The organism is Streptomyces sp. NPDC088745, assembly GCF_044751045.1.
GTDB classification, from domain to species: Bacteria; Actinomycetota; Actinomycetes; order Streptomycetales; family Streptomycetaceae; genus Streptomyces; species Streptomyces cremeus.
The window spans coordinates 508,187-519,655 of the sequence record NZ_JBIVLB010000004.1; the positions used below are offsets into that span (position 1 = coordinate 508,187).

An 11,469-nucleotide genomic window follows, 5' to 3' on the forward strand; every position below is an offset into this window, starting at 1 on the left:
TGCGGGCGCGGAGTCCCTGTGGTCCATTGGCCCCACAGGTTCAGGGACGACACGCAGGGGCTGGACGATGAGTACCGCAGCGTCACCGGAGCGCGAACCGGACCCGGAGCAGGACGGCGGGCGGACGTTCCGCTTCCCCAGCGCGCTGACCGTCCTGGTGCTGGTCACCCTCGGCGTCTGGCTGCTCGCCTTCCTCGTCCCCTCCGGTGCGTACGACCGCGACGAGAACGGTGCGCCGGTCCAGGGCACCTACCACCGCGTCGACTCCGGGCAGTCCTTCGCCGACCGGCTGGGCGACCTCTTCCTGTCCCCGGTCAACGGCCTGTACGGCGTGCAGGACGAGCGGACGGGCCGGGTCGGGCCCGACCTGGCCGGCTCGCTGTACGGCAGTGCGGGCGTCTTCCTCTTCGTCCTGGCCATCGGGGCGTTCATCACCGTCGTCTTCGCCACCGGCGCCCTGGACCGGGGCATCGGCCGGCTCGCGCACCGGCTGCGCGAGCGCGGGGCGCTGCTCATCGCGGGCGTGATGCTGGTCTTCGCCCTGCTGGGAACGGTGGAGGGGTTCGCGGAGGAGACCCTCGGCTTCTACGGACTGATCGTCCCGCTGATGCTGGCGCTCGGGTACGACCGGATGGTGGCGACCGGCACGATCATCCTGGGCGCGGGCGTCGGCGTGCTGTGCTCCACGGTGAACCCCTTCGCCACCGGCGTCGCCTCCTCCGCCGCCGGGATCTCGCTCGGCGACGGCATCGTGCTGCGCGCGCTGATGTGGGTGGTGCTGACGGGCGCCACGATCGCCTACGTGATCCGCTACGCCCGCCGGGTGCGGCGCGACCCGGCCCGCTCGCTCTCCGGATTCCGGCCCGGCGACCGCGAGCGGTCGGCGGCCGAGACCGAGGAGCCGCCGCCGCTGACCCGGCTGCACCAGGTGCTGCTGGTCCTGGTGGCGGTCACCTTCGCGTTCATGATCTTCTCGGTGGTGCCGTGGTCGAGCGCCCTGACCGGCGACGCCGACGCCACTCCGTACGGCTTCGAACTCGGCTGGTCCTTCCCGCAGTTGGCGGCGCTCTTCCTGGTGGCGGCGGTCGTGGTCGGCCTGGTGGCCCGCTTCGGCGAACAGCGGCTGAGCTCCACGGTCGCGCAGGGCGCGGCGGACTTCATCGCGCCGGCGCTGGTGATCGTGCTCGCGCGCGGAGTCACCGTCATCATGAACAACGCGCGGATCACGGACACCGTGCTGAACGCCGTCGAGGACGTCGTCACCGGCACCTCCTCCGCCTTCTTCGCGGTGATCGTCTTCGTCGTCAACCTCCCGCTGGCCTTCCTGATCCCCTCCACCTCCGGGCACGCCACGCTCGCCATGCCGATCCTCGCGCCGCTCGCCGACTTCGCGGGCGTGCCGCGCGCCGTGGTGGTCACCGCCTGGCAGTCCGCGAGCGGGCTGATGAACCTGTGGGTGCCCACCACCGCCGTCACCATCGGCGGGGTCGCGCTCGCCGAGGTCGGCTACCACCCCTACCTCCGCTTCGTCTGGCCGCTGCTGGCCATCCTGTTCGTCCTGATCTGCGGCTTCGTGGCGCTGGGCGCGGTCATGACGTGATGCCGGGCCCCTTGTCCCGGGGCGGCCGGGCATGGCATACAGGTCTGGACCAATATTCCCTCGGAGGAGGTCCGGCTGTGCAACGCCCCACCGTTCGCACCGTGTTGACCTGTACGACGCTCCTGCTCGCGGGCACCACCGCGTGCGCCGGAGCCAAGGCCCAGCCCGCCCGCGACACCACCCCGCCGACCGCCCCCACGGGAGTCACCGCCCAGGCGGGCAGCGCGCACTCCGTGCACGTCATGTGGAGCGCGGCCGCGGACGACCGGGGCGTCGCGGGCTACGACGTCTTCGAGAAGGGGCGGAAGGTCGTCTCCCTCCCCGCCCGGACCACCATGGTCGACGTCGACCGGCTGACCCCCGCGACCTCCTACTCCTTCACCGTACGAGCCCGGGACGCGGCCGGGAACCGGTCCGCGCCGAGCACCGCCGTCACCGCCCGGACCCGCGCCCCCGCACCCGACGACCGCACCCCGCCGACGACGCCGACGGCACTCACCGGCGAAGTGGTCGACGGCACGTCGGTCCGGCTCGCCTGGACGGGCGCCGCCGACCCCGGCGGCGCCGTCACCGCGTACGACGTCTACCAGGAGGACTCCCGCATCCACAGCGTGCCGGGCACCGCGACCGGCACGCGCGTCACGGGCCTGCGGCCGGGCACCGTCTACACCTTCACCGTGCGCGCGCGGGACGCCGCCGAGAACTCCTCGAAGGACAGCAACGCCCTCGACCTGACCACCGCCCGCGCCCCGGGCGGGCGGGCCTCCACCGCACCCACCGGCCTGACCGCCACCGCCCACACCGACGGGGTCGAGCGCACGATCCGGCTCCGCTGGACCCAGCCCCGCACCGGGGGCGAGGTCAAGGAGTACCAGCTCCACGTGAACGGCAGGTTCGCCACCACCGTCGTCTGGGGCGCACCCCCGCCGCCCGGCCCGGTGACGTACACCTTCACCGTCTCGGAACCTCCGGGCACCCGGTACAGCGTGAAGCTGCGGGCCAAACTGCCGGACGGGAAGTGGGGCGACTTCTCGGCGCAGCGGACGGTGGTGGGGGCGGGCTGAGGAGCCGGGCCGGGCCCGCGCGGGTCCACCCGGCCCGGGGCGGCCGCGGGTGCGCGGTGATGGCATGGTGGTCCGATGGACGCGAGCGTGGACGTGGTGGGGGACGGGACCGACGGGGAGCCCGAGGAACTGCTCACCGTGGCCGAACGGGTCGACCGGGTGTGGGGCGTCGTCCTGGAGGGTGAGCTCAACTCCCGCTTCGAACAGCCCGGTTGGAGCTACCAGGAGGAGGTCGGCAGGGCCTGCCCCGCCTGCGCCGCACCGCTGCACTCGCTGCGCCGCCCGTACGAGTCAGGGGGCCGCCAGTACCGGTACGTGGCCGTCGTCTGCCCGGTGTGCCCCGCCGCGTACACCCTCGAAGACCTCGGGGCGAAGACGTACGACCAGCTCACGAAGAAGGCGCGGGCGGCCGCAACCGGCAGGACGCGCAAACGGAGGGGCGAGGCGCCCCCGACCGGGGCCGAGGCACCCGAGGCGCCCGCGGCACCGGAGACGGCGCGCACGGCCGCCCGGGGCGGCGGGGGCGGTGGGGGCGGCGGGGGATTCGAGCGCAGGCCCCCGCGCCCGGAGTGGCCCGCCGACCTCGTGCCGCCCGCCGAGGCCGAGACCCGGCGGCTGCTGTGGTGCAAGGTCGCCGGCCCCGGCTGGCGGCCGGAGCCCGCCGCGCTGGCCGCCGCCGACGACGTGCGCGTGATCATGCCGGAGGGGACGCCGTACGACGCGCTGCGCGCGGAGCTGGACGCGCTGGCCGTGCCGCACCGCAGCGTCCGCCACTGGCAGGAGTCCGAGCAGGTCGCCACCGTCAACGACCTGGGCGAGAGCACCGGCCTCGTCGCGTACGCCGCCGCCGGGGCCGCCCCGGCCGCCGGGCCCGCCGCACTCGCCGCCCGGGACGCCTTCGCGCTCCAGTGGGACGCGCTGGAGCCGGCCGAGGAGGAGACCGCGTACGTCCCGGTGGCCGAGCTCGTGCCCGAGGAGTGGGCCCGGCTGCTGCCGCACCCCGCCTTCAACCCGGCCCAGGCCGCCGCCGTGCCGGTGATCCTCGGCGAGCGCGCGCACACCGTCGTGGTCGCCCCGACCGGCGCGGGCAAGACCCCCATCGGCATGGTCGCCGCCCTGCACGCCCACGCGCAGGGCCGTAAGGCCGCCTGGCTCGTCCCGCAGCGCTCGCTCACCGACGAACTCGACCGGGACCTGGAGTCCTGGCGGCGCGCCGGTCTGCACGTGGTGCGCCTGACGGGGGAGTTCGCGGTCGACGCGGAGGCGATCCGGGCGGCCGACGTCTGGGTGGCGACCACCGAGAAGTTCGAGGCGATCTGCCGCACCGGCTCGCTGCGCACCGCGCTCGCCGAGGTCGGCTGCCTCGTCGTCGACGAGATCCACCTGCTGGGCGACCCCACCCGCGGGCCGGTCCTGGAGGCGCTGCTGGCGCGCGTACGGGAGGACGCCGGGCAGGTCCGCATCGTCGGCCTCTCCGCGACCGTCGCCAACGCGGACGAGGTCGCCGAGTGGCTCGGGGCGCGCCAGGTCCGGGTCGCCTGGCGGCCCACCCGGCTGACCTGGCAGCTTCCGGTCCTCCCACCCACCGAGGACAGTTGGGCGGCCCGGAGCGCGGCGCGCACCGCACAGGCGGTGCGGCTCACCCGCGCCGTCACCGAAGAGGACGGCAGCACCCTGGTCTTCTGCGGCAGCAAGCGGGGCGTGCGGATGACGGCGCTCGCGCTCGCCGGGGACCGGGGCGTGCCCGTCAAGGGCGCGGACGTGGACGACGAGGACGAGGTCGAACGGCTCACCACCAAGGCGGGCGTACGGCTGCACTACCGGGACTGGCCCTACAAGCGGGACGCCGAACAGGCCTTCCGGACGCGCGCGGCGGACGTCCTGGTCGCGACCTCCACGGTGGCCGCCGGGGTCAACCTGCCCGCCCGGGCCGTCGTGGTACGGGACACCCAGATCGGCCTGGACCGGGTCGAAGTCTCCATGGTCCAGCAGATGTTCGGGCGAGCGGGGCGGGTCGGGGCGGGGGAACGGGAGGGGTGGGCGTTCCTCCTCGCGGAGGGACCCGAGCGGGCGCACTGGCAGGCACGGCTGGCCGCCGGGTACACGGTCACCTCCCGGATCAGGGACGCACTGCCCGACCACGTGCTGGCGGAGGCGGTGCAGGGAAGCATCAAAACGCTCCGGGAGGCGGAGAGTTGGTGGACCCGCACGCTCGCCTTCCACCAGGGGCACGAGAGCTTCGACCCGCTGTACGACGCGGTGGGCTTCCTCGTCACGGGCGGCTTCCTGCGCCGTACGGCGGGACCGGACGGGGACGACCTGCTGGAGCCGACGCCGACCGGCATGCTGACCAGCCGGTTCATGGTGGCGGCCGACCTGGCGGACAGTGTGCGCTCGGCGCTCGCGGCGGCCCGGGTGCCGGAGTCGGCCGACGAGGCGGAGGAGACGCTGATCGGGGTGCTCGGCACGACGCTGCCCGTGCTGGAACAGGCGCCGTTCACGGAGCGGGCGAAGAAGGCGCTCCTGGGGGTGCTGCGGAACCGGGGGATGCGGGAGGAGGAGGAAGGAGCCCCTTCGGAGGGCGAACCCAAGCCGGTGGCGGGGGACTTGGCGCGGGCCGTGCTGCTGCTCGTCGCGAACAGCCCGCAGCTCTTCCGCACCCGGAGCGGGTACGTGCTCGGCGTGCCGCAGGGCAGCATGGCGCAGATCCTGGAGGAGGCCCAGCGCTACCTCGCCTGGCTCGGCGCGCAGGGCGACCTGGGCACCGTGCACCCGTGGGCGGCGGTCGTGGCGTCCGACCTGGCGCAGCGGGTGCGGTGGCGGGCGCTCGGGCCGGAGCGGGGCGCCGGGCGGCTGCTGTGGATGTGCGAGCAGATGGCGACCGCGCCGCACGCGCAGCGGCTGGTGCCGCAGATGTGGAGTGCGGCCCGCGCGCGGGACGTCGGCGCGCCGGACTGGCCGGGGACGCGTCCGCCCACGGGGTGCGCGCTGACGCCGGACCGGTACGCGGCGCTGCTCGGGGAACGGGCGACGGGGTCCTGCCTGGACACGACGCCGTCGGGGGTACGGGCCGAGGCTCCGCCGGGGGCGGTCGTGCGGGTCTGGGACGGCGCGGCGGTGGCGGAGCGGGCGGCGGAGGGGCTGCCCGCGGAGGTCCCCCACCCGTCCCCGGCCGCGACCGACGCGTCGGCGGGGCGGCGCGGCGCGGCGGTCTTCACCCGGGGCGACCACTGGGGCGGCGGCTGGCTGACCCCGTACAACGGACTCCGCTGAGCCAGGGCGGGGACGGGCTTCCAGGGGCGCGGAGAACTGCGCGTCCCGTCACGAAGCACCCGCACGGAACCGTTCCCGGCCGGCCGGGGGCCCGTACGAGGAGCGTTCCGCCCCCGCGTCCGCACGGAACCGTCTCCGGCCGGGCGGGGTTCCGTACGAGGAGCGCCCCCCGATGCCGACGACCTGCCCCCCGCCACAGCCCGGCGGCCACGCTCAGCCGCTCCCGGCCCCCACCTCGCCCGGCAGTCCCGGCACCTCCCCGAGTACCGACCGCGCCCTCTCGCTCAGCTCTCCGCCGGCCCTGCCCGCCCGGGAGCCCAGCAGCCCCTCCCGTCGCGCCTTCTTGAGGTGGTCCTTGACCGAGTCGGCCTTGCGGCCCACCCGTTCCGCCAGCCACGGCACCGGTGCCTGAACCCCCTTGTCCACCAGGTCCCGGTAGGTGAGGCACAGCACCGCCAGGTACCGCTCCGACACCCCCTCCGCCCCGAGCAGCTCGCCCGCCAGCGCGGCGAGTTCGGACAGACGACTCTCCTCCGCCCGCCACGGCGGGGTCGTCGGCGCGACCTCCTGGGCCCGCCGCACCACGTCCACCAGGTCCAGCCTGCGCAGCACCGTCGTCGAGATGCCGCGCGCCACCTCGCCCGCCGGGGCCTCGGGGCAGGCCTCGACGACGAGCTTCTGCGGCCCCCCGGAGACGGCCCCCTCGGGCCACCACGCGGTGATCATCCACGGGCCCTGGAACCGGACGACTTCAAGTCCTTCACTGAATGCCATGACGACACCCTAGCCCCGTCCACCCTGGGTGGTCAATGGTGGGTGCGCGGTGGGGTCCCGGCGTCCGGACCCCGGGTCAGGCGCGCTTCAGCTCCCGTCCGCCGAAGGCCCCGCTCCCGTCCGCCCGTCTCCAGAACGCCTCCAGGTCGCCGTCGCGCATCCCCGCCCAGTCCGGCGTCCCGTGCACCAGCGCCTTCCCCAGCGTGCGGCCCAGGTCGACCATGGTGCGGCCGACGGGGGAGCGCCGCGCGTCGTACGCGGCGAAGGCCTCCGCCGGGGTGGCGGCGGCCCGCAGCGCCTCCTGGAGGGCGGTGGCGTCCTGCAGCGCCTTCACCGCGCCCGCACCGGTGTGCGGGCGGGCGACCGTGGCGGCGTCGCCGACGAGGGCGAGGCGGTCGGTGGCGTAGCGCGGGGCGGTGAAGTCGTACAGCGGCTGCATGAAGCGGTCGTCGGCCGGGGTCGCCTCGATCAACGCGGCGAAGAACGGCGGGAGTTGCTTCCTGGTGACCTCGGCGAGCCGTTCCGCCAGGTCGTCGGTGAGCGTGCGCCGCCCGTCCGGGGGCAGGACGTGCCCGGCGGGCGGGGCGGTGTAGAGGACCCAGTTGACCCGGTGGCCGCCGCAGTCGTCGGGGATGCGGTAGATGACGACGTGGCCGCCGTCGAAGACGACGTAGGCGCAGTCGTCCGCCGGCCACAGGTGCGCGTCGGGCAGGTCCGCCCCGGCGTACGCTCCGCGCCACGCGAGGTATCCCGAGTACGCGGGCACCGTCCCGGGGCAGGCGGCGGTGCGCACCACCGACCGGTGTCCGTCCGCTCCCACGACGGCGTCGAACGGCTCCCCGTCCAGCTCCACGCCCCGGCTGGTGAGCCGCACCTCCTTCACGGCGGACCCCGGCCGGAACTCCACCGAGCCGGGCACCCGCTCGCGCAACTCCCGCCAGAGCGACCCCCAGCCGTACGTCCGGAACCCGAAGGGCATGACGCCGAGCGTCCGCCCGAGCGGGGAGGGCGCGGCGGCGTCCTTGACGTACCACGTCCGCCGGGCCAGCGGCACGTACGGCATCCGGGCGTCCAGGAACCCCGCGGCCTCCAGCTCCGCGTACCGCTCCCCGTGCACCGCGAGCCCGGCGCCCCGCGCGGCGAGCCGTCCGCCGCTCCGCTCGAACACGGTCACGGAAGCGGCCCCGGCCCGCTGGGCGGCGAGGGCGGCGGCGCATCCGGCGATGCTGGACCCGATGACAGCGAGACGTGTGGCGGTGATCATCTGCCCATTGTCCCAGCGGAGGAGAACGGGTCCGGCGCGAAACCCGTTGGTCCGGGCCGGAGTTCGCGGCCCGGGCAGAGCCGTCCGCCCGCACGGCGAACGGCCGGTGGCCGCGTCCCGCACGTCGTGTGCGAGCCGCGGCCACCGGCCGTCACGGCGCGGGGGTCTCAGCCCACCAACTGCTCGTACGCCGGCAGCGTGAGGAAGTCCGCGTAGTCCGCGTCCAGCGAGACCGTCAGCAGCAGGTCGTGCGCCTGCTGCCACTTCCCCGCGGCGAACGCCTCCTCGCCGATCTCCGCACGGATCTTGCCGAGCTCCTCCGCCGCGATCTTCCGCGTCAGCTCGGCCGTCGCCTTCTCGCCGTTCTCGAAGACGACGCCCGCGTTGATCCACTGCCAGATCTGCGAGCGCGAGATCTCGGCGGTGGCCGCGTCCTCCATCAGGTTGAAGATGGCGACGGCGCCCAGCCCCCGCAGCCACGCCTCGATGTAGCGGGTGCCGACCTGGACCGCCGACACCAGGCCCGCGTAGGTGGGCCTGGCGTCCAGCGAGTCGATCGCGATCAGGTCACCGGCGGCGACGGACACGTCCTCCCGCAGCCGCTCCTTCTGGTTCGGCTTCTCGCCGAGCACCGCGTCGAAGGAGGCCATCGCGATCGGCACCAGGTCCGGGTGCGCGACCCACGAGCCGTCGAAGCCGTCGGCGGCCTCGCGGTCCTTGTCCGCCTTGACCTTCTCGAAGGCGACCTTGTTGACCTCGGCGTCGCGCCGCGAGGGGATGAACGCCGCCATGCCGCCGATCGCGTGCGCGCCGCGCTTGTGGCAGGTGCGCACCAGCAGCTCGGTGTACGCCCGCATGAAGGGGGCGGTCATCGTCACCGCGTTGCGATCCGGCAGGACGAACTTGGCACCGCCGTCACGGAAGTTCTTCACGATCGAGAACAGGTAGTCCCAGCGGCCCGCGTTCAGGCCGGCCGCGTGGTCGCGCAGCTCGTAGAGGATCTCCTCCATCTCGTACGCGGCCGTGATCGTCTCGATCAGGACGGTCGCGCGGACGGTGCCCTGCGGGATGCCGACGTGGTCCTGGGCGAAGACGAAGATCTCGTTCCACAGCCGTGCTTCGAGGTGCGACTCGGTCTTCGGCAGGTAGAAGTAGGGGCCCTTGCCGAGGTCGATGAGGCGCTGGGCGTTGTGGAAGAAGTACAGGCCGAAGTCGACCAGCGCGCCGGGGACGGCGTTGCCGTCGGCGTCGCGCAGGTGACGCTCCTCCAGGTGCCAGCCGCGCGGCCGCATCACGACGGTCGCCAGCTCGGAATTGTCCTTCAGGGCGTACGACTTGCCCGACTTCGGGTCGGTGAAGTCGATCTCGCGGGTGTAGGCGTCGATCAGGTTGCGCTGGCCGAGGACGACGTTCTCCCAGGTGGGGGCCGATGCGTCCTCGAAGTCGGCGAGCCAGACCTTCGCACCCGAGTTCAGGGCGTTGACGGTCATCTTCCGGTCGGTCGGACCGGTGATCTCCACCCGGCGGTCGTTCAGCGCGGCCGGGGCCGGTGCGACCTGCCAGGAGTCGTCCTCGCGGATCGCGGCGGTCTCGGGGAGGAAGTCCAGCGAGGAGGTGCGGGCGATCTCGGCGCGGCGCTCGGCACGGCGGGCCAGCAGCTCGTCGCGGCGCGGGGTGAACCGCCGGTGGAGCTCCGCCACGAACGCGAGGGCGGCGTCGGTCAGCACCTCGTCCTGCCTCGGCAGGGGCTCGGCGTCGACGATGGCCAGCGGGGACGGCGCTGGTGCGGACATGAGCTGTCACTCCTTCGCGGGCGGTGCCTTCGCGGCCGCCGGGCAGTCGCCCCGGCACGGGGTGCCGGGGGTGCCGAGATACGGACACGGGCGCCGTTCGATGTGTTTCGGGCGATCAGGCGCTTCTGATCAGTGGATATTAGTTTCCTCATGGTGGAAGTTCAATGGTTTGTTGATGTCGAGATTCTTCGAGTCGACAGAACGTGGCCCTGCGTGCCGCCCCGCTCACCGCACGTGGATGTCACGGTTCCAGCCGGGCCAGGTCCTCCGGCAGATCGATGTCGTACGGCTGGGCCACGTCGCCGCACTCGACGAGGGCGAGCTCCGCCGCGTGCTCCCTCAGATAGGCGCGTGCCCCGCGGTCGCCGGTCGCAGTCCCCGCGACGTCGTCCCAGCGGTCCGCGCCGAAGAGCACCGGGTGGCCGCGTTCCCCGCCGTACGAGGCGGCCGCCAGCCCGGTGGCGCCGCCCGCCGCGAGGACCCGGGCGACCGCCGCGGGCCCGATGCCGGGCTGGTCGACCAGCGAGGTCAGGGCCGCTGCACAGCCCCCGTGCGCGGAGAGCCGGCGCAGGCCCGCGCGGAGCGAGGAGCCCATGCCGTGCTCCCAGTCGGGATTCTCGACCAGCACGCACCCGGTCAGCTCGGCGCGCTCGCGCACCTCGGCGGCGGCCGCGCCCAGGACGACGTACACCTGACGGCAGCCGCCCTCCCGCAGCACCCGGACCGCGTGCTCGACCAGCGGGCGGCCCCGGAAGCCGAGCAGCGCCTTGGGCCTGCCGCCCAGCCGGCGGCCCCCGCCCGCGGCGAGGAGGAGTCCGGCGGTGGCGGGGGGCGGAGCGCTGTGGTGGGTCATGGGCCCTGCTTACCAGGCCCCGTCAGTCCTGGAAGGAACCGTCCCCGCGGCGCTCGTGGCGGCGCATCACATGCCCGCACTGCGGGCAGTTCCGCAGAAAGACCGGCTTCACGAGCCAGGAGAGGGTGACCGCGTACAGCACGCCCCGCGCGGTACGGCCCAGCAGGCTCTTCGTGCACGTACGGCAGTCGCGGCAACCGTCCGCCATGACCACTCCTTCCCCACGGCGCGCACCGGCTGCGCGCGCTCTGCCTTCACGTTAGGACCGCCGGGGCCGCCGGGCGCCGGGGCCGGTCCTGCTGTGCCAGGACCGGGGCGGGGCCGCAGCACGAACGTGACGGCGGTCCGCTCAACCCCACCGGCCGGATTACGGTCCGTACGGTGGCGCACACGCGGTGAGAGCGTTAACGTGCCCGTCGCCCGGGGTCGTTCGCCCAGGAGCGACCCCGACGAGCAGCACGACGGCGTGCGAGGAGGAGAGCTTTGTTGCGAAGCGCTGAGGAGCGAGGCGTGAGCGGCCTGGACGGCGACCCGAGGGTGGCGGCGCTGCATGTGGTCGTGGCCCGGCTCCGGCGTGAACTCGCCGCGCACCCCGCCGAGTTGTCGGACCGGGCGATAGCCGAGGACGAGCTGGCGGCACTCGCCGCGATGCTGCTGAGCGGCTCCCCGGACGTCCTGCGGCTGCGGCGTTCGCTGTTACTGATCGTCGGTGCGATCGGCTCGGTGAGCGCGCTGGCGCCGGGTGTCGGGCTGGTCCGCGAAGCGGTCGAGAGCTTCGGGAACGGGTGGACGGAACTCACCGGGCAGGAGCAGACGCCCGGCACCCGGTGACGGCCGGCCGAAGTGCG

9 protein-coding genes are annotated in these 11,469 nt (G+C 74.2%); 4 read left to right on the forward strand and 5 right to left on the reverse strand.

Translation table 11 applies throughout. The features are described from left to right. The first annotated feature begins 67 nt into the window (after nt 1-67). The 3 genes from ACIP93_RS15060 (at nt 68) to ACIP93_RS15070 (ending at nt 5,937) form a co-directional block, all read left to right on the forward strand. Nucleotides 68-1,600, forward strand: a complete 1,533-nt coding sequence (locus tag ACIP93_RS15060; protein ID WP_401758750.1) for a YfcC family protein — start codon at nt 68-70, stop codon at nt 1,598-1,600. A gap of 77 nt (nt 1,601-1,677) precedes the next feature. Beyond that, a complete protein-coding gene (locus tag ACIP93_RS15065; RefSeq protein WP_401758752.1) occupies nt 1,678-2,664 on the forward strand; it encodes a fibronectin type III domain-containing protein in 987 nt (328 codons plus the stop codon). A 75-nt stretch (nt 2,665-2,739) separates the two neighbouring features. Then, nucleotides 2,740-5,937, forward strand: a complete 3,198-nt coding sequence (locus tag ACIP93_RS15070; RefSeq protein ID WP_401758755.1) for a DEAD/DEAH box helicase — start codon at nt 2,740-2,742, stop codon at nt 5,935-5,937. A 213-nt stretch (nt 5,938-6,150) separates the two neighbouring features. Here the strand turns inward: ACIP93_RS15070 and ACIP93_RS15075 are convergent, their stop codons facing one another. The 5 genes from ACIP93_RS15075 to ACIP93_RS15095 all read right to left on the reverse strand — a co-directional run bounded on the left by ACIP93_RS15075 (nt 6,151) and on the right by ACIP93_RS15095 (nt 10,829). Next, a complete protein-coding gene (locus ACIP93_RS15075) occupies nt 6,151-6,711 on the reverse strand; it encodes a hypothetical protein (protein WP_345217936.1) in 561 nt (186 codons plus the stop codon). Between the two features lie 76 nt (nt 6,712-6,787). Beyond that, nucleotides 6,788-7,975: an FAD-dependent monooxygenase gene (locus ACIP93_RS15080; RefSeq protein ID WP_401758758.1), complete on the reverse strand. Its 1,188-nt coding sequence runs from the start codon at nt 7,973-7,975 to the stop codon at nt 6,788-6,790. A gap of 167 nt (nt 7,976-8,142) precedes the next feature. Next, a complete protein-coding gene (aceB, locus tag ACIP93_RS15085) occupies nt 8,143-9,768 on the reverse strand; it encodes a malate synthase A (RefSeq protein ID WP_345217944.1) in 1,626 nt (541 codons plus the stop codon). 241 nt (nt 9,769-10,009) lie between these two features. Beyond that, the gene (locus tag ACIP93_RS15090; RefSeq protein ID WP_345217947.1) at nt 10,010-10,621 is read right to left on the reverse strand and encodes a nucleotidyltransferase family protein; all 612 of its coding nucleotides are present in this window, start codon (nt 10,619-10,621) and stop codon (nt 10,010-10,012) included. A gap of 22 nt (nt 10,622-10,643) precedes the next feature. Further along, on the reverse strand, nt 10,644-10,829 hold the full coding sequence (locus ACIP93_RS15095) for a hypothetical protein (protein ID WP_345217949.1): 186 nt from the start codon (nt 10,827-10,829) through the stop codon (nt 10,644-10,646). Between the two features lie 275 nt (nt 10,830-11,104). Between ACIP93_RS15095 and ACIP93_RS15100 the strand changes: the two genes are divergently transcribed. Then, a complete protein-coding gene (locus ACIP93_RS15100; RefSeq protein ID WP_345217950.1) occupies nt 11,105-11,452 on the forward strand; it encodes a DUF5955 family protein in 348 nt (115 codons plus the stop codon). The last annotated feature ends 17 nt before the right edge of the window (nt 11,453-11,469 follow it).